This window comes from Burkholderia sp. ABCPW 11 (assembly GCF_001523445.1).
Classification (GTDB): domain Bacteria; phylum Pseudomonadota; class Gammaproteobacteria; order Burkholderiales; family Burkholderiaceae; genus Burkholderia.
In genome coordinates, this window is the sequence record NZ_LOVM01000004.1 from 57,811 (window position 1) to 76,985 (window position 19,175).

Below are 19,175 nucleotides of genomic sequence, written 5' to 3' on the forward strand. Positions count from 1 at the left end.
AAGGCCCTGCATACCTACGTAGGCGGGCCGGATTCTACACCAAGTTCAAAAACGGCTTTCACAATGGCAAATCCGATTATTCCGTGGATCGGCGGCAAGCGCCGGCTTGCAGACCATCTCATTCCGCGCTTTCCGGCGCACGACTGCTACGTTGAGGTGTTCGCGGGCGGCGCTGCTTTGTATTTCATGCGGCCGCCGGCAAAGGTTGAGGTAATCAACGACGTCAACGGCGAGCTGATCAACCTGTATCGCGTCGTGCAGCATCACCTCGAGGAATTCGTGCGGCAGTTCAAATGGGCCCTCACCAGTCGACAGGTGTTCGAGTGGTTGAAGCAGACGGCGCCGGAGACGCTCACCGACATCCAGCGTGCGGCGCGGTTCTACTACCTGCAGAAAAACTGCTTTGGCGGGATTGTCCACGGGCAGACGTTCGGCACGGCTACCACTGCGCCGCCTGGTCTGAATTTGCTGCGGATTGAGGAAGAGCTATCCGCGGCGCACTTGCGCCTCGCGAGCGCATATATCGAGCGTCTGGACTGGGCGGATTGCATCGATCGCTATGACCGGCCGCACACGTTGTTCTATCTCGATCCGCCGTATTTCGAAACGCGCGGCTACGGCGTCGATTTCCCGTTCACTGAGTACGAGCGGATCGCGGAGAGGCTCCGCCGCATTAAAGGGCGAGCCATAGTAAGCCTGAACGATCACGATGAGATCCGGCGCGTATTCGATGGATTTCACATTGAGACAGTGCCGCTGCAGTACACGGTTGCGGGCTCGCATAGAAGCGTCGAACGAAGCGAATTGATCATCTTCAGTTGGGACGACGCGGCGCAGCCGGCCGGGTTGTTCTGATCGCCGCCCGCGCTTGCCGCGGGCTTTCTATTTCCCGAATTCGTAATCGATATGTAAAATCGACGATCCGGGGATATAACAACTTCCGACCTGAGAACCACAATGAAAAATACTTTGATTTCTGCTGTGTTGGCGGGGCTTGCGCTGTCCGCGTGCGGTGGCGGTGACGATTCGTCGACGCCGGCCGCGACTGGTCCGGCAATCCGCCTTGCGTATTCGGGGGCGCCGCTGGTGTCGACGCAGCGGGCGCGCGCAATGGCTGCTGCGGCGGACGTGGCGAGTGCGGCATCCGCGCCTGATGCTTCTGCCGGCGATGTGGAGCCGACGATCACTGCGCTGCAGAACGCGTTCAAGGCGAGGGGCGCCGACATCGCGGTCTATCCTGGTGTCGTCAACGGCTCGAAGCTGCACGACATCGTCATGAGCGAAAACGGTGGTGTCGGGCCGACTGACGCCGAGATTGCGAATTCGAAAACTAACATCAGCGAGTGGGCGCTGGTGTACTTCGAGCTCGACGATATGTCCGGATACATCGATTCGGCACAGCGGCGCGCCGAAGTTACCCAGTTCAAGCGTGACCTGCAGGTGTACGGTGCGCGCGAATATCTCAAGGGGCGAGTCATTTTCGCGGCGCGGCCGATCGTGTCGTGTGCGGGGCCGAAGGAGGTTCGAACCGTCAACGGCGACGGGATGGTCGTGGTGGACACGTATAAGCCGACGTCGCAGGTACTGTACGAGGTAATCGAGGGTGCCAGCAACGAGGGGTTGGTGTCGCCGATCGGTGGAATTTACAGGCCCGACGTTTCCCATATGGGCGCCGACTGCAGCACGCCAGATCAGACGGTGCGAGATGCGCACCTCGCCAGCATTGCCGATCCGCTGGTCGATCGATACAAGGTCGCGCTCGACACGATCAATAAGTGCAAATACAACCCGTCGGCCATTCCGGAAGCTGACCGGTCGGCACAGTGCTGGGGTATCGAGCCGGTAAAGAAGTAACGGCCCGGCGTTTCAGCGGCGCGCCTGGACCGCGCGCTGATGTCTGCTCAGTCGCCCGCGATACTGTCGCGGGCGGCCAGCGGCTAGTTGAGCGGTTCGATATAGAACCCGCGCGCCGTCAGGTCCATCTTCGCGTCACTGAACGACTCGAAAATATCATATCCGCATTCGACGTACGTGGTCTTGGAGTCGAATTTGAGATCCTCGATATTGCGCTTCCACGTGAGCGGCAAGTCGGTCGCGTGCCCCGGATCGAAGTGGACGACGCTCAGGTACGGCGCACGAATGCCGCGAGGCGGATACTCCGTGCGTAGTACGAGCTCGACGTTCACGACGACATGGTGTGCCGGGATGCGGTCCGCGTAACGCAGCAGGTACGCCCGCAGCGAATGGCCGTCCTTCCGGTCTTGCGCCGAGGCGAAGCCGAACCAGTCGTCGTCGGAATCGCTGAATTCTTCCTGAATCGTGCGCATGTCGATCTCCAGTGCGACGAGCGTCCAGAATGCCACAGGTGCGTCGCTAGGTCAGACCCGTCGCGAAATCGTCCGAGCCCCTTAAAGCCCCGTACTACCGCATCCCGGCCCGCCGCATCTCCGCGCGCAGCAGATGCATCAGCCGATACAACTGGCCCTGCGCGCCGGCAAGGTCGCCTTTGTTCGCGACGTTCTTGTCGGTGTAGAGATACCAATCCTCGATGCGCTCGAGCGACTTCCTCAGCGCACGGATTTCGAGGATTAACCACCGCACCTGAAGGTCCGTGTACTCGCGCCACAGAGCGCGCAGCTCGGCGTCGGTCGGGGCATCGAATTCGGGCACCTCCGGTCGCAGCTTGAATCGTGAATCCGTCAGAGGAACGCGGTTGCGATCGATCCTGGTCGCCTCGATCGGTGCGGATGTAACGAGGAACACCGACCGCGGGTCCTCGTCGATCCAGTGCTCAAATTCGCGTTTGGTGAGCTCGACCGGGGTCCTCAGGCGGTTCTTCTCGCCCTGGAATCCGTACTCCCAGATGTAGGCCCACTGTGGCTTGATCACGGCAGAAACACTGTATAAAAACACAGTGTATCCCGAGGTAAGATGGGGCCGTCAAGATCGAAAATTGGGGACGGCGATGTGCACGAACTACGTCGCGCCGGGCGAAGATCCGGGCCTGAGCGAGCTCAAGATCGACAACTTCCGCGACTTGTACCGCTGGACGCCGTGGAAGCCCGAGATATACCCGGACTACGACGCGCCGATCGTCGGCTACGTCGACGGTCAGTTCAAGCCGCTGATCGCCGGTTTCGGCTTCTGGCCGAGCGCACTGCAGAAGGCGAACATCAAGAGGGCGAGGGAGCAGGGGCGCAAGCCGCCGCTCATGCGCAGCACGATGAACGTGCGCGACGATAACCTCGGGAAGTCTCCGCTGTACGGACCAACCTGGCGCGGCGGTCGACGTTGCCTGATTCCGGCACGTTTCATAGTCGAGCCGTCGTACCCGGAGGCGTATCAAGATGAGAAGGGGAAATGGGTGAACGGGCCGTGTGTGTGGCAGCGCATCGGCGTCGTCGATCGTCCGACGATGTGCGTCGCCGGCATCTGGCGCACGCTTACGAACCAGGACGGCGCCGAGCACCACGTGATGTCGATGATCACGGTTAACGCCGACGGTCACCCACTGATGTCGCGCATGCACAAGCCGGCCGACGAAAAGCGGTCGGTCGTAATTCTGCGGCCCGACGATTGGGAAGAGTGGTTGACGACGGCGAACGTCGAGGCCGCGCGCGCGATGCTGCAGCTCTATCCGGCGGACGAAATGTATGCGGAGGCGAAGTGATTTGGTATTACGCCAAATTTACGCCAAATTCGGCAGGGGGGCTTATCGTATAAGGCTGGGGTGGGGTGTCACTGGTCCCCCCGACAGGAATCGAACCTGTATCTAGCGCTTAGGAGGCGCTTGTTCTATCCATTGAACTACGGGGAGAGCCATGTCCGGCTAATCGCGCGCAAAAAACACGAACCGGACGGCGGCGTGGACAGCGCGCAGAGTATAGCAAACGCGCGGCGCGTCGGCGGGGCGGAATGCACACCGACGCGCGTATCGCGTAATCAACCGCGATCGGAACGGAAAATCAGAAATCGACGACGACGAAATCTTCCTTGCCCACGTCGCACAGCGGGCAGCGCCAGTCGGCGGGAATGTCGGCGAAACGGGTGCCGGCGGCGATGCCTTCATCGGGCAGGCCTTCCGCTTCGTTGTAGACCCACCCGCAAATCAGGCAGACCCAGCTCTGGTATTCGGTTACTTCGCTCATGTTGCGCTCGGGACAATGAAAATTCGGCGATGCCGTCCGCAGCCTCGCCGGCGGACGAAAGGCGCAATGGTACCGGAATTTCGCCGAACACCTGCGCAACGTCGTTTTAAACGTACGCATCGCGAACAACCGACGCCGACGCGTCGGCCGGGCACGCGGTGTATGCTTCGTGAGCCTGTCAATCAGAAGGAGGTAACGATGCTCAACAGAAAGTGGATCGCGGGTGCAGTCTGTGTCGCGGCGCTGGCCGTGTCGACGCTCGCGCGCGCCGAAGCGCGTGTGTTCTTCGTCGAGCCGCAGGACGGCGCGACGGTGTCGAGCCCCGTGCACGTGAAGTTCGGTCTCGAAGGCATGGCGCTCAAGCCGGCCGGCGACATGACGCCGGATACCGGTCACCATCACCTGTTGATCGACGGCAAGCCGGTGCCGAAGGGCGACGTGATCCCGGCGACCGATCATTCGCTGCATTTCGGCAAGGCCCAGACCGAAACCGACGTGAAGCTGCCGCCCGGCCAGCACACGTTGACGCTGCAGCTCGGCGACGGCGCGCACCGTTCGTACGGCCCCGAAATGAGCTCGACGATCACGGTCAACGTGAAATAACGAAATAACCGCGCATCCCGCGCAGGCGCCCGATGCGCCGCGCGCGGGATCTGCCGATCGGCCGGCCGCGCGGGCATCCGGCCGGCATTCGGTCGTTTTCGCGGGAACGCAAACCGCGGCCGGCATCCGCACCGGAATCCGGCCGCAACCCGCTCACGGCGGCGCGCCGGCGCGCTTCGAGCGCCGCCCGCGGCCTTCGTCCGTCCGGCCGAGCCGATACCGGCCTCCGCGACCGGTACAATGGGCGCTTCCGATTTCTCTCATCGCCGTCTTCCCATGTCGCTCTATTCCATTACCGGCGCGCAGCTCGCGTTCGGTCACGTCGCGTTGCTCGATCACGCGGATTTCTCGCTGGAGGCCGGCGAGCGCGTCGGCCTGATCGGCCGCAACGGCGCGGGCAAGTCGTCGCTGCTGAAGATCGTCGCCGGTCTCGCGAAGGCCGACGACGGGCTGGTCACGCGCCAGCAGGAGCTCGTGACCGTCTACGTGCCGCAAGAGCCCGAATTCGAGCCGGGTGCGACGGTGTTCGACGCGGTCGCGTCGGGGCTGGCGCACACGCGTGAACTGCTCGAAGAATACGATTCGATCGCGCACCGCCTCGCGGAGATACCGGAAGGTGCCGAGCACGATGCGCTGCTCGCGCGGATGAACGCACTGCAGTCGTCGCTGGACGCGCACGACGCATGGAACTGGCGCACGCGCGTATCGATGACGCTCGCGCAGATTGGCCTGCAGGACGGCGACGCCCGCGTCGACGCGCTGTCGGGCGGGATGCAGAAGCGCGTCGCGCTGGCGCGCGCGCTGGTGCTGCAGCCCGACGTGCTGCTGCTGGACGAACCGACCAACCACCTCGATTTCGACGGTATCCGCTGGCTCGAAGAGCTGCTCGTCGCGCAGCGCGCGGGCCTGCTGTTCATCACCCACGATCGCGCGTTCCTCGACCGCGTCGCGACGCGCATCGTCGAGCTCGATCGCGGCCGGCTGCTGTCGTATCCGGGCAATTTCTCCGCGTACCAGACGCGCAAGGCGCAGCAGCTCGAAGTCGAGCGCGTGGAGAACGAGAAATTCGACAAGCTGCTCGCGCAGGAAGAAGTGTGGATCCGCAAGGGCGTCGAAGCGCGCCGTACGCGCAGCGTCGGCCGCATCGCGCGGCTCGTGCAGATGCGCAACGAGCGCGCCGAGCGCCGTAATGCGCAGGGCAACGTGAAGCTCGACGTCGCGCAGGGCGAGAAGTCGGGCAAGATCGTCGCGGAGCTGACCGACGTGACGAAGCGTTACGGCGGCCGCACGGTGGTCGACCGTTTCTCGACGACGGTCATGCGCGGCGACAAGATCGGCTTCGTCGGCCCGAACGGCGCCGGCAAGACGACGTTGCTGAAGCTGATCCTCGGCGACCTGAAGCCCGACGAAGGCACGGTGCGCACCGGCACGAACCTGCAGGTCGCGTATTTCGACCAGATGCGCGCGCAGCTCGACCAGGAGAAGAGCCTCGCGGATACGATCAGCCCCGGCAGCGAATGGGTCGAGATCGGCGGCGTGCGCAAGCACGTGATGAGCTATCTCGGCGATTTCCTGTTCGCGCCGGAACGCGCGCGTTCGCCGGTGAAGTCGCTGTCGGGCGGCGAGCGCAACCGGCTGCTGCTCGCGCGCCTGTTCGCACGCCCGGCCAACGTGCTGGTGCTCGACGAACCGACCAACGACCTCGACATTCCGACGCTCGAACTGCTCGAAGAGCTGCTGGCCGACTACGACGGCACGGTGCTGCTCGTCAGCCACGATCGCGCGTTTCTCGACAACGTCGTGACGTCGGTGATCGCGGCCGAGGGCGACGGCAAGTGGCGCGAATACGTCGGCGGCTTCACCGACTGGCAGATCCAGAGCGCACGTTCGGAGCAGCTCGCGCAGCAGGAGGCGGCGAAGCGCGCGGTCAAGGAGGCGGCGCCCGCGAAGGACGAGCCGGCGAAGAGCGCGGCGGGCCGCAACGCGCAGCGTACGGTGAAGCTGTCGTTCAACGAGCAGCGCGAACTCGATTCGCTGCCGGAGAAGATCGCCGCGCTCGAAGCGGAGCAGAAGACGATCAATGCGCAGCTCGAGGACGGCTCGATTTTCGCGAAGGATCCGCAGGAGGGCACGCGCCTGACCGAGCGGTTCGCGGCGATCGACGACGAACTGCTCGCCGCGCTCGAACGGTGGGAAACGCTCGAGGCGAAGCGCAAGCCGGCGTGACGCGTGCGGCGCGCGCCGATCCCGCGATTGGCGCGCCACGCGGAACCAGTAAAATACCGCGCGTTCAGGAGCGCGCCGCGCACGCCGCGCGCCCGCTTTCGGAGCAGTCCAAGCACACCGTTGTTTCGATTCGCTTTTTTACGGAACTCAACGTTTTGTCCACGACGTTATCCACACGAGGTGTGGACAACGTCCCGATGAATGACGAAATTCAGCGCCTATGTCAACGAAGAAACCCAGCGCGGCCTATAGCGAAGCATCGATCAAGGTGCTCAAGGGTCTCGAGCCGGTCAAGCAGCGGCCCGGCATGTACACCCGTACCGAAAATCCGCTGCACATCATCCAGGAAGTCATCGACAACGCGTCCGACGAGGCGCTCGGCGGCTACGGCAAACAGATCACGGTCACGCTGCACACCGACCAGTCGGTGTCGGTCGAAGACGACGGCCGCGGCATCCCGTTCGGCATGCACCCGGAAGAAGGCGTGCCGGTGGTCGAGATCGTGTTCACGCGCCTGCATGCGGGCGGCAAGTTCGACAAGGCCGCCGGCGGCGCGTATACGTTCTCGGGCGGCCTGCACGGCGTGGGCGTGTCGGTGACGAACGCACTCGCGACGCGTCTCGACGTGACGGTCTGGCGCGACGGCAAGATCGCCGAGCTCGGCTTCGCCGACGGCGACGTCGTGAAGCCGCTCGCGACGCAAGCCGCGGGCCGCAGCGAGAAGAAATCCGGCACGCGCGTGCAGGTGTGGCCGAATCCGAAGTACTTCGATTCGCCGAACCTGCCGCTCGGCGAGCTGCAGCGCCTGCTGCGCTCGAAGGCCGTGCTGCTGCCGGGCGTCGAGGTCGTGCTCGTCAACGAAAAGACCGGCGAGCGCCAGACGTGGAAGTATGAAGACGGCCTGCGCGGCTATCTGCTCGACGAAATGAACGGCAGCGAGCTCTTGATCCCGCTGTTCGAAGGCGAGCGTTTCGCCGATTCGCGTTCGACCGACGAAACCTTCGCCGAGGGCGAGGGCGCGTCGTGGGTCGTCGCATGGAGCGAGGAAGGCTCGCTCGTGCGCGAGTCGTACGTGAACCTGATCCCGACGCCGGCAGGCGGCACGCACGAGTCGGGCCTGCGCGACGGTCTCTATCAGGCGGTGAAGAGCTTCGTCGAGCTGCACAACCTGCAGCCGAAGGGCGTGAAGCTGCTCGCGGAAGACGTGTTCGCGCGCGTGTCGTTCGTGCTGTCCGCGAAGGTGCTCGATCCGCAGTTCCAGGGGCAGATCAAGGAGCGGCTGAACAGCCGCGACGCGGTGAAGCTCGTGTCGTCGTTCTCGCGTCCGGCGCTCGAATTGTGGCTGAACCAGCACGTCGAGCACGGCAAGAAGCTCGCGGAACTCGTGATCAAGCAGGCGCAGGCGCGTACGCGCGCGGGCCAGAAGGTCGAGAAGCGCAAGAGCTCGGGCGTCGCGGTGCTGCCGGGCAAGCTGACCGATTGCGAGACGGAAGATATCGCGCGCAACGAACTGTTCCTCGTCGAAGGCGATTCGGCGGGCGGCTCCGCGAAGATGGGGCGCGACAAGGAGTACCAGGCGATCCTGCCGCTGCGCGGCAAGGTGCTGAACACGTGGGAAACCGAGCGCGACCGCCTGTTCGCGAACAACGAGGTGCACGACATCTCGGTCGCGATCGGCGTCGATCCGCACAGCCCGGACGACTCCGTCGACCTGTCGAACCTGCGCTACGGCAAGATCTGCATCCTGTCGGACGCGGACGTCGACGGCTCGCACATCCAGGTGCTGCTGCTCACGCTGTTCTTCAAGCATTTCCCGCAATTGATCGAGCGCGGCCATGTCTATGTGGCGCGCCCGCCGCTGTTCCGCGTCGACGCGCCCGCGCGCGGCAAGAAGCCCGCGCAGAAGCTCTATGCGCTCGACGACGGCGAGCTCGAAGCGATCCTCGACAAGCTGCGCAAGGACGGCGTGCGCGACACGCAGTGGAGCATCAGCCGCTTCAAGGGTCTCGGCGAAATGAGCGCGGAGCAGCTGTGGGACACGACGATGAACCCCGATACGCGCCGCCTGATGCCCGTGAAGCTCGGCGAGCTCGACTACGAGGCGACCGTCGCGCGGATGACGATGCTGATGGGCAAGGGCGAGGCAGCCGCGCGGCGCGGCTGGCTCGAGGAAAAGGGCAACGACGTCGAAGCGGACATTTAAGCGGACCTGCCGCGCGGCCGGGCATGACGCCCGGCCCGGCCTCACGCCACTTACGAATACGGAATTCAGATGGACGACAATACTTCCGATCTCTTTGCCAGCCCCGACGCGCCGGAGAGCGACGCGCTGACGCTCGGCAACTACGCGGAGCAGGCGTATCTCAGCTACGCGGTCAGCGTCGTGAAGAGCCGCGCGCTGCCCGACGTGTGCGACGGCCAGAAGCCGGTGCAGCGCCGGATTCTCTACGCCATGAACGAAATGGGCCTTGGGCCCGACGCGAAGCCGGTGAAGTCGGCGCGCGTGGTCGGCGACGTGCTCGGTAAATACCATCCGCACGGCGACCAGTCGGCGTACGACGCGCTCGTGCGTCTCGCGCAGGATTTCTCGCTGCGCTATCCGCTGATCGACGGGCAGGGCAACTTCGGCTCGCGCGACGGCGACGGCGCGGCGGCGATGCGTTACACGGAAGCGCGCCTCACGCCGATCGCGAAGCTGCTGCTCGACGAGATCGACCAGGGCACGGTCGACTTCATGCCGAACTACGACGGTTCGTTCGAGGAGCCGAAGACGCTGCCGAGCCGCATGCCGTTCGTGCTGCTGAACGGCGCGTCGGGCATCGCGGTCGGCCTCGCCACCGAAATCCCGTCGCACAACCTGCGCGAAGTGGCGGCCGCGGCGGTCGCGCTGATCCGCAATCCGAAGCTCACGCACGCGGAGCTGATGAACCTGATTCCCGGGCCGGATTTCCCCGGCGGCGGCCAGATCATCTCGAGCGACACCGAAATCTCGGCGGCGTACGAAACGGGCCGCGGCAGCCTGAAGGTGCGGGCGAAGTGGAAGATCGAGGATCTCGCGCGCGGCCAGTGGCAGCTCGTCGTGACCGAGCTGCCGCCGAACACGTCGGGCCAGAAGGTGCTCGAGGAAATCGAGGAGCTGACCAACCCGAAACTCAAGCTCGGCAAGAAGACGCTGACGCCCGAGCAGCTCAACACGAAGAAGGCGATGCTCGACCTGCTCGACGCGGTGCGCGACGAGTCGGGCAAAGAAGCGGCGGTGCGGCTCGTGTTCGAGCCGAAGTCGCGCACGATCGACCAGACGGAATTCGTGAACACGCTGCTCGCGTACACGAGCCTCGAATCGAACGCGACGCTGAACCTCGTGATGATCGGCGCCGATGGCCGGCCGGGCCAGAAGGGCCTGCTGACGATCCTCGACGAATGGGTGAAGTTCCGCCAGTTGACGATGACGCGTCGTTGCCGCCATCGTCTCGCGAAGGTCGACGACCGCATCCACATCCTCGAAGGGCGGATGATCGTCTTCCTGAACATCGACGAGGTGATCCGTATCATCCGCGAGTCGGACGAGCCGAAGGCCGCGTTGATGAGCGCGTTCGGGCTCAGCGAGCGGCAGGCCGAGGACATCCTCGAAATCCGCCTGCGCCAGCTCGCGCGGCTCGAGAAGATCAAGATCGAGAAGGAACTCGAAGCGCTGCGCGACGAGAAGGCGAAGCTCGAGGAACTGCTCGCGAACGAAAGCGCGATGAAGCGGCTGATGATCAAGGAGATCGAGGCCGATGCGAAGCAGTACGGCGACGATCGCCGCACGCTGATCCAGCAGGAAAAGCGCGCGACGTTCGAGGCGAAGGTGGTCGACGAGCCGGTGACGGTGGTCGTATCGCAGAAGGGCTGGGTGCGCGCGCTGAAGGGCCACGGGCTCGACCCGGCCGGCTTTACGTTCAAGGCGGGCGATCACCTGTACGCGGCCTTCCAGTGCCGTACGCCGGATCGCCTGATCGCGTGGGGCAGCAGCGGCCGCGTGTATTCGGTCGACGTGTCGGTGCTGCCGGGCGGGCGCGGCGACGGCGTGCCGGTCACGTCGCTGATCGAGCTCGAGTCGGGCTCGCACCTGATGCACTACTACGCGGCGCCGGCCGACCAGCAACTGCTGCTCGCGTCGAGCAACGGCTTCGGCTTCATCGCGAAGGTCGGCGACATGGTGAGCCGCGTGAAGGCCGGCAAGTCGTTCATGACCATCGACGCGGGCGCGGTGCCGCTCGCGCCGATGCCGGTGCTGCCGAACGCGACGCAGGTCGCGTGCCTGTCGAGCGGCGGGCGCCTGCTCGTGTTCGGGATGGACGAGATGAAGACGCTGTCCGGCGGCGGGCGTGGCGTGATCCTGATGGCGCTCGACGACAAGGAAACGCTCGTGCAGGCGCTGGCGATCGATCCGGCGGGCGTCGTGCTGATCGGCACCGGCCGCGGCGGTAAGGTGCAGGACGACACGCTGTCGTACGCCGGGCTCGCGCCGCACATCGGCAAGCGCGCACGCAAGGGCCGCGCGCCGGAGACGAAGCTCAAGATCGTCAACGAGCTGCGTCCGCTGCTCGGCTGACGCCGCGCGCGATCGCCCGGTTCAGCCGCGATCGAAGGCCGCACGTCCGCTTCGGCGGGCGTGCGGCCTTTTCTTTTCGGCGCGGGGATGCGGGTAAGCAAGCGTGGCGTTGTCACGCGGAACTTGCAAAATAATGTGAAATCGCGCCGAGGGCCTGAACCGCGACGCGGCTGGCGGGTCGAACGTCGCTTGATGCCGCGTGCGACGCGGCTGTTCGTTGCACCTCACTCATCACAGGATCGTCTCCATGTCCCACGCCGTTGCCGTCGCGCTGTTTCTTCACCTGCTGGCCGTCGCCGTGTGGGTGGGCGGGATGGTCTTCGCCAACTTCTGCCTGCGCCCGGCGCTGTCCGACCTGTCGCCGCAGCTTCGGTTGCCGCTGATCGAAGGCGTGTTCGGCCGCTTCTTCAACTGGGTGTCGGGGGCCGTGATCGTGATCCTGCTGTCCGGCGGGTTCCTGTTGACGAGCTTCGGCGGGGCGCACGCGACGTGGTCGCTGCATGCGATGGCCGGGCTCGGCGTCGTGATGATGCTGATCTTCGGGCACATCCGCTTCGCGCTGTTCCCGCGCATTCGCCGTGCGGTGCAGGCGCAGAACTGGCCGGACGGCGCGCGTGCGGTGAATGCGGTGCGCCTGCTCGTCGTCGTGAACCTCGTGCTCGGCGTCGTCACGATCGGCGCGGCCGTGCTGTCGCGCGGTTTCTGAGCGGCCGGCGCCCGCCGCGGCCGCAGGCCGCTGGCCTGGCTGCATGCGCCGCTACGCGGCCAGCATCGCGTCGAGCAGCCATGAGCCGGCCGGCCCGAGCGGCCGGTTGCGCGACCAGACCGCGTCCACCCGCACGCGGCGCGGCCAGCCGCGCGAGCGTAGCTCGCACAGGCGGTCGCGCGCGAAGTGCTCGACCATCCAGCGCGGCAGTTCCGCCCAACCGAACCCCAGTACGGCCATCTCCAGCAGCATCAGGTAGCTCGGCGCCAGCCAGTGCTGCGTGCCGACGACGATCCGGTCGTCGGTGCCGCGGCCTTCCGTTTTCACGTACGTATTGAGGCGCAGTTCGCGCACGTCGCGCAGCGCCGCGTGCGGCACCTCGGTGTCGCCGTATTCGGCGAGCGCGTGCTTGCGGCCCACGAACAGCCCGATCTCCGATTCCTCCGCCACCGTCGCCGCGCCGATATCGGCCGGGTAGGCGGCGCGCGCGGCCATCAGCCCGAGTTGCGCGCGGCCCTGCTGGATCAGGTCGAGCACGTCGTCGTGCTCGGCGATCTGGTATTCGAGCTCGAGCGCCGGAAAGCGCCGTTCGAGCGCCATCAACGTTTCTTCGTAGCGCTTCGACTGATACGTATCGGACACGACGAGCGTGAGCCGCGCTTCCTCGCCGTGCGCAAGCCGCGCGGCCGTGCGGTCGATCGCCGCGCTGGCTTCGAGCGCGCGTTGCACCTGCGGCAGCAGTGCGCGCCCGGCGTCGGTGAGCGTCGGCGTGCGCGTCGAGCGATCGAACAACTGCACGCCGAGATCGATTTCGAGGTTCGCGATCGCCTCCGACACGGTCGACTGACGCTTGCCGAGCTTGCGTGCGGCGGCCGTAAACGAGCCGAGCAGCGCCGCCTCGGCGAATGCGAGCAGGGCTTCCGGGGCGTGGTGCATGCAGTGCTCCTGGCGGCTTCATATCGGTAAAACCGATGATATCAAACTGGATTCATCCGGTTTCGCCGATCAAAATGGCCGCCATGAATCAGGTCATGCCTTGGAGGACATCATGAAACAGACGAATAAAACGGTGACGGAACGCCTGCTGCACGCGCTGACGTTCGAACTGGTGGCGATCGCCCTGTGCGCGCCGATCGGCGCGTGGCTGCTCGACATGCCTGTGTCGCACGTCGGTGTGCTGACGGTGATGGTGTCGCTGATCGCGATGGCGTGGAACATGATCTTCAACGCGCTGTTCGACCGCTTCGAGCGGCGAGCCGGGTTGTCGCGCACGCTCGGCATGCGGATCGCGCACGCGGTGACGTTCGAGCTCGGCCTCGTCGCGATGGTGGTGCCGGTTGCCGCGTGGTGGCTGAACGTGAGCCTCGTCGAGGCGCTGCTGCTCGACCTCGGCATCGTGCTGTTCTTCCTGCCTTACACGTTCTGCTTCAACCTCGCATACGACGCGCTGCGCGTGCGCTGGATGGCACGCCGGGTCGCGACGCAGGCCGGTTGACGGAGCCGGGCACGCAGGGCGTTGGCGGGTTGGAGGCGGCCGCCCGTCAGTGCGCGGCGGCCCACAGCCACACGCTGCACGCGACGGCGACCGCGCCGTACACGGCATAGACGGGCACCTTGAAGCGCGTGAAGCACAGCGTCGCGAAGGCGCCCGTCAGCCAGTAGACCGGGTCGGCGGGCTCGCGATGCAGGATCTTCACGACGGCGACCACGAGAAAGCCCGTCGTCGCCGCGCGCAGCAGGCGCATCCCGTGCTCGAAGCGCGAATGGCGCTTGAGCCGGAACAGGTGGTTGTGCGCGAACACGACGAGGCATCCCGACGGGATGAACAGCGCGGCGGTGGCGAGCAGCGCGCCGACCCAGCCGTCGGTCAGGTAGCCGAGAAACGGCACCACGTTCAGCAACGGCCCCGGCGCGACCGGCGACAGCGCGAATGCCAGCGTGAAGTCGTGATCGGAGATGCCTGTTGCCGGCGAGACGAACAGCGTCTTGAGCACCGGCAGCGCGGAGAAGCCGCCGCCGAACAGTGTCATGCCGGCGCCCGCGAGGCGCGGCCACAGCAGCTCCGCCTGGTAATTGCCGGGCAGCGGCACCGCGAACAGCAGGACGAGCACGCCGAGCAGCACGAGCAGGCCGCGGTCGCGCTTGGACAGCGTGAAATCGACCGCGTCGCGTTGCGACGGCCCCGTCAGCCAGCCCGCTGCAAACGCGGCGAACAGAATCCCGACGAAAGCGGCCGGACTATGCGCGAAAGCGAGCAGAATCGTCGATAGCGCGGCGATCGACTGTTCGAGCCGCGTGCGCGCGAGCGAGCGCAACTGCTTGACCCACGTTACGCCGATCAACGCCGCGAGCACCATTCCGAAGTGATTGATCAGCATCGGCGCCGCGAGCGAGCGCACGAGCGGCGTCCGATAGAAGATCGCGAACAGCGTCATCAGGATCGAGAACGGCAGCACGCTCGCAATACCGGCGACCCATGCGCCGGCACGGCCGTGCAGCGTTTGGCCGACCTGCACGGCGACGTTGCAGCCGACGGGGCCCGGGACGAGCCACGCGAGCGCGACGAGATCGCCGAAGACGTGCGGCTCGATCCGCTGCAGCCGCTCGACGTAATGGCGTTCGAGTTGCGCCATCATCGAAAGTCCGCCCCACGAGACGGCCGAAATGCTGGCGACGACCTTGAACAAGGCCCAGAGGGATGCCGGTGCCTCTTCGACACGAGCGGGCGCTTCGACTTCGACGGTTGTCATGATTGTGTAGTTGGCGCAGGGCCGGATCTCTCGCGTATGGCCATGCCGGTGGCCGACCGACACGTAGGCCCTCCCAATTGTCCGCCGCGCATCATGACACTGCCATGCGCGAAAACGCTAGTTAATGAACTCGACGATCGGATCGGAAAACGCAACAATTGCGACGGCGCGCCATGGCGGCAGCGGCGCGGCGCTCAGGCGCCCGTGCTGCCGGTCGCGCGATGCGCGACGACGTTCGGATGATCGTCACGCACGCCGAAGCGTGCGATCAGCGCGGGAATCGCATCGGCCGGCACCGGGCGCGAGAACAGGAAGCCCTGCGCCTCGATTTCGCCGAGCGTGGACAGCCACGTGATCTGCTCCTCGGTCTCCGTGCCCTCGACGACGACGGTCAGCCCGAGCGAGCGCGCGAGATGTACGATCGACGACACCATCACGCACACGCTGCGATCGGTCGGAATCGCCTGCACGAACGAGCGGTCGACCTTCAGCGTGTCGACGGAGAAGCGGTGCAGGTACGACAGCGACGAATAGCCGGTGCCGAAATCGTCGAGCGCGATCCGGATGCCGAGCTTTTTCAGCGCGACGATCTTCTCGGATACGAGTTCCGGATATTCCATCATCGCGGTTTCGGTGATCTCGATCTCGAGCCGGTTCGCGTCGATGCCGGTGTCCTGCAGCGCCTGCGAGATCGTTTCGATCAGGTCGCCGCGCCAGAACTGCACCGGCGAGATGTTGACCGCGAGCGTCAGCGTGTCGTGGCCCTCGTCGCGCCAGCGCGCGATCTGCTCGCACGCGGTGCGGATCACGAAGTCGCCGATCGGCACGATCAGGCCGGTCGATTCGGCGATCGAGATGAACTCGTTCGCGGAGATGACGCCGTGTTCCGGATGATCCCAGCGCGCGAGCGCTTCGAAGCCGGTGATATAGCGGTGCGTGAGATCGATCTTCGGCTGGTACGCGAGGAACAATTGCCCTTCGGCGAGCGCGACGCGTAATTGCTGTTCCCAGCGCATCAGGTGGTCGGCGCGGTGCGACAGATGCGGCGCATAGAACTGGTAGCAGTTCTTGCCGGCGTCCTTCGCGCTGTACATCGCGAGGTCGGCCTTCTTCAGCAGGTCGATCTCGCTCTCGTTCGCGACGGTGTGCAGCGCGATGCCGATGCTCGCATGCAGCACGAACGAACTGCCGCGTACGTCGAACGGCTCGCTGAACATCCGGATGATCGCTTCCGCGAGCCGCACCGCACGCCGCTCGACGTCGTCGCCCTTCATCACGACGACGAACTCGTCGCCGCCGATGCGTGCGAGCGAGCCTTCGTCGTCGACCGCATCGGCCAGGCGCGACGCGGTCATCTGCAGCACGATGTCGCCGGCGTTGTGGCCGAGCGTGTCGTTGACGGTCTTGAAGTTGTCGAGATCGATGAACAGCAGGCCGAGCCGCGACAGGCTCGCGGGCATCGACACGTCGTTGCGCAGCCCGCGCAGCGTCGCATAGCGGTTCGCGAGGCCGGTGAGCAGATCGTATTCGGCGAGCTGCGTCATTTCGCGCTCGCGGCCGAGCAGCTTGCCGATCAGGCCCGTCGCGACGCCGAAGAACGCGAGCATCGCGAGCGTGATGAAGCTCGTCATCAGCAGGTAGACGTTGCGCGTGTGGTAGTAGTCCGCGAACTCTTCCGTCTGCGACAGCCCGACCATCACCGCGAGCGGGTAGCCGTCGAGGTGGCGGTACGACACGATGCGCGTCACGCCGTCGATCGGATCGATGATCGTGCCCGTCACGCGCTCCGCGATCGGGTAGACGCCCGAGGCCGAAAACGCGCCCGGCGCGTTGCTCACCGAACCCGTGCGCCGTGCGAGCACCGCGCCCGTGTCGGATACGACCGCGATCACGCCTTCCTTGCCGATCGCCGCGTTGTTGTAGAAATCGTTCGTGAAGTAGCTCGGGTCTTCCGACACCACGACGATGCCCGCGAAGCTGCCGTCCGGGTTGTTCAGGCGCCGCGTCATCTGCAGCGTCCAGTGGCTCGACACGCGGCCGAGCACGGGCTTGCTGATGAAGAGGCGGTCGTCGTTGTGCGCGAGATGGACTTTGAAGTGCTCGCGATCGGACAGGTTGATCGGTTGCGGATGGAGTTCGGCGGTGTTCGCGAACAGGATGCCCTTCGCGTTGACGAGCGACACCTGGATCAGCGTGTCGCTCGGCACGACGCCTTTTTCGACGGCGCTCGCGAGATTGAAGCGCGCCGGCGATTTCTCGAATTCGAACTTGACGAAGCGGGTGATCTGGTCGACCTGGTGGATCGCCTTGACCGTATGCTGCTCGAGCGCGGACGACAGGATCGCCGCGGAGGCCGCCGCTTCCTTGTAGGCGCTGTCCTTTTCGACGGACAGACGCGCGATGATCACGGCCCACAGTAGCGCGAGCGCCAGCATCCCGAGCAGCGGGATGGCAAACAACGCACGCCGGCGCGATTTGCGCGGCGCGCGCAGCGGCCGGTTCGGCGGCGTGTGGTTGGACCGGGCGGAGCTCATCGAAGAGGGCGGCGTCCTGCTCGCGTGCGCCATCCGTCTGGATGGCCGGCTATGGTTCGGATTGTCCCGACGTCTGTTCGTTCGCGGGACGCGCAACCATGGACAGACCTCCGAAACAACGGATTAGGCCCGATATTACTGGCTGGAACGTTTTTGCGATAGTTGGGCAAAGCGTAGGGCGCCGGACGAGCCGGCGCCATCGCACATCGCGAAATGTCAGGCGGGTGACCGGAACGTGCCGTCGACGACCGTGACGACGTGGCCGCCGATCCAGGTCGTGCCGTCTTCGTCGTAGCTGACGAAGATGCGGCCGTCGCGACCGATCGCCGTGCCCTGGCGGGCGGTGTACGACTGGCCGGGGCGGCGTTCCTGCCGCGTCAGCAGCCCGGCCAGCGCGGCGTTCGCGCTGCCGGTGACGGGATCCTCGCCGGGGGTGCCGAACTGGCCGCCCGTCATCAGGCAGCGGATCTCGAACGTCGCGGGGCCGCCTTCCGCGTGCGGCGCGTAGGCCGCCACGCCGTGTACGCCGTAGCGGTGCGTAAGTGCCGGGAGCGCGGCCGGATCGGGCGACAGGCCGATGCACGCGTCGGCCGACTTCAGCCGCACGACCAGCCACGGCGCGCCGTTGTCCACCGCGCACGGCTCGGCGTCCAGGTCGAGCGCGTCGCTGTGCAGCGCGGCGGCCAGTGCCGGGTAGTCCGAACGGTCGAGCGGCGTGACGCGCGCCGGCGGCGCGGCGAATGCCCAGCCGCCGGCCTGCTCGCGCAGCGCGACCCGGCCGACCCCGCATTGCTGGATCAGCCGGCCCGGCGTGCGCGGCCGCGCACCGCTTTCCAGGAACGCATGCGCGGTGCCGAGCGTCGGGTGGCCGGCGAACGGCAGTTCGCCGCCCGTCGTGAAGATCCGCACGCGATAGTCGGCTTGCGGATCGGTCGGCGTGCAGAGGAACGTCGTTTCCGACAGGTTCGTCCAGCGGGCGATCTCGAGCATCGCGTCGTCGCCGAGCGCATCGGCGTCGAACACCACGGCAAGCGGATTGCCCTTGAACGGCACCGACGTGAACACGTCGACCTGCTTGAAGCGAACGAGACGGCCAGGCATCGCGGTGCGTCCGTTACGCGACTTCGGCGATCAGTTCGATCTCGACGCACGCGCCGAGCGGGATCTGCGCGACGCCGAACGCCGAGCGCGCATGCTTGCCCGCATCGCCGAACACTTCGGCGATCAGCTCCGATGCGCCATTCGTCACGACGTGCTGTTCGGTGAAGTCGAGCGTCGAGTTGACGAGGCTCATCAGCTTGACAATGCGCGTGACCTTGTTCAGGTCGCCGGTGTGCGCGTGCAGCGTCGCGAGCAGATCGATCGCGATCGAGCGGGCGGCCGCCTTGCCGTCTTCCGTTTGCAGATCCGCACCGAGCTTGCCGGCCCAGACCTTGCCGTCCTTCTTCGCGATATGGCCCGACAGGTAGACGGTGTTGCCGCTTTGCGCGCTCATCACGTAGGCGGCGGCCGGTGCGCCGGCGGTCGGGAGCTCGATGCCGAGCGACTTCAGTTTGTCGTAGACGTTAGCCATGCGTTCGATTCCTCGTAGAGAGTCGTGACAGGGAAAAAGGG

At 65.6% G+C, this 19,175-nt stretch carries 17 protein-coding genes and 1 tRNA gene; 9 read left to right on the forward strand and 9 right to left on the reverse strand.

Annotated features, from left to right (window positions below):
- Positions 1–63: 63 nt before the first annotated feature.
- Positions 64–855 carry a DNA adenine methylase gene (locus WS61_RS02865; RefSeq protein ID WP_059499155.1) on the forward strand — a complete coding sequence of 264 codons (792 nt, stop codon included), beginning with the start codon at positions 64–66 and terminating at the stop codon, positions 853–855.
- A 102-nt stretch (positions 856–957) separates the two neighbouring features.
- Entirely contained in the window at positions 958–1,854 is an 897-nt protein-coding gene (locus tag WS61_RS02870; protein WP_059499156.1) for a hypothetical protein, read from the forward strand.
- An 83-nt stretch (positions 1,855–1,937) separates the two neighbouring features.
- On the opposite strand, the gene WS61_RS02875 is transcribed toward WS61_RS02870, so the two are convergent.
- Together WS61_RS02875 and WS61_RS02880 are read right to left on the reverse strand one after the other, a co-directional pair.
- Positions 1,938–2,327, reverse strand: coding sequence for a hypothetical protein (locus WS61_RS02875; protein ID WP_157692670.1), 390 nt, complete (start codon positions 2,325–2,327; stop codon positions 1,938–1,940).
- A gap of 94 nt (positions 2,328–2,421) precedes the next feature.
- Positions 2,422–2,913, reverse strand: a complete 492-nt coding sequence (locus WS61_RS02880; RefSeq protein WP_059499158.1) for a hypothetical protein — start codon at positions 2,911–2,913, stop codon at positions 2,422–2,424.
- A gap of 52 nt (positions 2,914–2,965) precedes the next feature.
- Between WS61_RS02880 and WS61_RS02885 the strand changes: the two genes are divergently transcribed.
- Positions 2,966–3,670, forward strand: a complete 705-nt coding sequence (locus tag WS61_RS02885; RefSeq protein WP_059499159.1) for an SOS response-associated peptidase family protein — start codon at positions 2,966–2,968, stop codon at positions 3,668–3,670.
- Between the two features lie 72 nt (positions 3,671–3,742).
- On the opposite strand, the gene WS61_RS02890 is transcribed toward WS61_RS02885, so the two are convergent.
- A tRNA-Arg gene (locus WS61_RS02890) sits at positions 3,743–3,817 on the reverse strand.
- Positions 3,818–3,965: 148 nt separating this feature from the next.
- A complete protein-coding gene (locus tag WS61_RS02895; protein ID WP_034190709.1) occupies positions 3,966–4,148 on the reverse strand; it encodes a rubredoxin in 183 nt (60 codons plus the stop codon).
- Positions 4,149–4,346: 198 nt separating this feature from the next.
- Between WS61_RS02895 and WS61_RS02900 the strand changes: the two genes are divergently transcribed.
- The 5 genes from WS61_RS02900 (at position 4,347) to WS61_RS02920 (ending at position 12,277) form a co-directional block, all read left to right on the forward strand.
- Positions 4,347–4,751 (forward strand): DUF4399 domain-containing protein, encoded by a 405-nt coding sequence (locus WS61_RS02900; RefSeq protein WP_059499160.1) that lies wholly within the window; start codon positions 4,347–4,349, stop codon positions 4,749–4,751.
- 240 nt (positions 4,752–4,991) lie between these two features.
- Positions 4,992–6,977: an ATP-binding cassette domain-containing protein gene (locus tag WS61_RS02905; RefSeq protein ID WP_179949005.1), complete on the forward strand. Its 1,986-nt coding sequence runs from the start codon at positions 4,992–4,994 to the stop codon at positions 6,975–6,977.
- 220 nt (positions 6,978–7,197) lie between these two features.
- Positions 7,198–9,180 carry a DNA topoisomerase IV subunit B gene (gene parE / locus WS61_RS02910; RefSeq protein ID WP_059499161.1) on the forward strand — a complete coding sequence of 661 codons (1,983 nt, stop codon included), beginning with the start codon at positions 7,198–7,200 and terminating at the stop codon, positions 9,178–9,180.
- Positions 9,181–9,249: 69 nt separating this feature from the next.
- Entirely contained in the window at positions 9,250–11,571 is a 2,322-nt protein-coding gene (gene parC / locus WS61_RS02915) for a DNA topoisomerase IV subunit A (protein WP_059499162.1), read from the forward strand.
- Between the two features lie 247 nt (positions 11,572–11,818).
- Positions 11,819–12,277, forward strand: coding sequence for a CopD family protein (locus WS61_RS02920; protein WP_059499163.1), 459 nt, complete (start codon positions 11,819–11,821; stop codon positions 12,275–12,277).
- A gap of 51 nt (positions 12,278–12,328) precedes the next feature.
- Here WS61_RS02920 and WS61_RS02925 read toward each other — a convergent pair whose 3' ends face one another.
- Entirely contained in the window at positions 12,329–13,213 is an 885-nt protein-coding gene (locus tag WS61_RS02925; protein ID WP_059499164.1) for a LysR family transcriptional regulator, read from the reverse strand.
- Positions 13,214–13,325: 112 nt separating this feature from the next.
- Between WS61_RS02925 and WS61_RS02930 the strand changes: the two genes are divergently transcribed.
- Positions 13,326–13,772, forward strand: a complete 447-nt coding sequence (locus WS61_RS02930; RefSeq protein ID WP_059499271.1) for a multidrug/biocide efflux PACE transporter — start codon at positions 13,326–13,328, stop codon at positions 13,770–13,772.
- Positions 13,773–13,818: 46 nt separating this feature from the next.
- Here the strand turns inward: WS61_RS02930 and WS61_RS02935 are convergent, their stop codons facing one another.
- The 4 genes from WS61_RS02935 to WS61_RS02950 form a co-directional block, all read right to left on the reverse strand.
- Positions 13,819–15,027 carry a chromate transporter gene (locus WS61_RS02935; protein WP_059499165.1) on the reverse strand — a complete coding sequence of 403 codons (1,209 nt, stop codon included), beginning with the start codon at positions 15,025–15,027 and terminating at the stop codon, positions 13,819–13,821.
- A gap of 194 nt (positions 15,028–15,221) precedes the next feature.
- Positions 15,222–17,561, reverse strand: a complete 2,340-nt coding sequence (locus tag WS61_RS02940) for an EAL domain-containing protein (protein WP_059499166.1) — start codon at positions 17,559–17,561, stop codon at positions 15,222–15,224.
- Positions 17,562–17,777: 216 nt separating this feature from the next.
- Positions 17,778–18,662: a PhzF family phenazine biosynthesis protein gene (locus WS61_RS02945; RefSeq protein ID WP_059499167.1), complete on the reverse strand. Its 885-nt coding sequence runs from the start codon at positions 18,660–18,662 to the stop codon at positions 17,778–17,780.
- Between the two features lie 13 nt (positions 18,663–18,675).
- Positions 18,676–19,134 carry a RidA family protein gene (locus WS61_RS02950; protein WP_006478174.1) on the reverse strand — a complete coding sequence of 153 codons (459 nt, stop codon included), beginning with the start codon at positions 19,132–19,134 and terminating at the stop codon, positions 18,676–18,678.
- Between the last annotated feature and the right edge of the window lie 41 nt (positions 19,135–19,175).

Bases quoted from the DNA above. Each gene is read 5' to 3' on its own strand.
- WS61_RS02870 (WP_059499156.1), top strand. From the start codon at position 958: ATGAAAAATACTTTGATTTCTGCTGTGTTGGCGGGGCTTGCGCTGTCC.
- WS61_RS02885 (WP_059499159.1), top strand. From the start codon at position 2,966: ATGTGCACGAACTACGTCGCGCCGGGCGAAGATCCGGGCCTGAGCGAG.
- WS61_RS02865 (WP_059499155.1), top strand. From the start codon at position 64: ATGGCAAATCCGATTATTCCGTGGATCGGCGGCAAGCGCCGGCTTGCA.
- WS61_RS02895 (WP_034190709.1), bottom strand. From the start codon at position 4,148: ATGAGCGAAGTAACCGAATACCAGAGCTGGGTCTGCCTGATTTGCGGG.
- parE (WP_059499161.1), top strand. From the start codon at position 7,198: ATGTCAACGAAGAAACCCAGCGCGGCCTATAGCGAAGCATCGATCAAG.
- WS61_RS02925 (WP_059499164.1), bottom strand. From the start codon at position 13,213: ATGCACCACGCCCCGGAAGCCCTGCTCGCATTCGCCGAGGCGGCGCTG.
- WS61_RS02875 (WP_157692670.1), bottom strand. From the start codon at position 2,327: ATGCGCACGATTCAGGAAGAATTCAGCGATTCCGACGACGACTGGTTC.
- WS61_RS02920 (WP_059499163.1), top strand. From the start codon at position 11,819: ATGTCCCACGCCGTTGCCGTCGCGCTGTTTCTTCACCTGCTGGCCGTC.
- WS61_RS02900 (WP_059499160.1), top strand. From the start codon at position 4,347: ATGCTCAACAGAAAGTGGATCGCGGGTGCAGTCTGTGTCGCGGCGCTG.
- WS61_RS02930 (WP_059499271.1), top strand. From the start codon at position 13,326: ATGAAACAGACGAATAAAACGGTGACGGAACGCCTGCTGCACGCGCTG.
- WS61_RS02905 (WP_179949005.1), top strand. From the start codon at position 4,992: ATGGGCGCTTCCGATTTCTCTCATCGCCGTCTTCCCATGTCGCTCTAT.
- WS61_RS02935 (WP_059499165.1), bottom strand. From the start codon at position 15,027: ATGACAACCGTCGAAGTCGAAGCGCCCGCTCGTGTCGAAGAGGCACCG.
- WS61_RS02950 (WP_006478174.1), bottom strand. From the start codon at position 19,134: ATGGCTAACGTCTACGACAAACTGAAGTCGCTCGGCATCGAGCTCCCG.
- WS61_RS02940 (WP_059499166.1), bottom strand. From the start codon at position 17,561: ATGAGCTCCGCCCGGTCCAACCACACGCCGCCGAACCGGCCGCTGCGC.
- parC (WP_059499162.1), top strand. From the start codon at position 9,250: ATGGACGACAATACTTCCGATCTCTTTGCCAGCCCCGACGCGCCGGAG.
- WS61_RS02945 (WP_059499167.1), bottom strand. From the start codon at position 18,662: ATGCCTGGCCGTCTCGTTCGCTTCAAGCAGGTCGACGTGTTCACGTCG.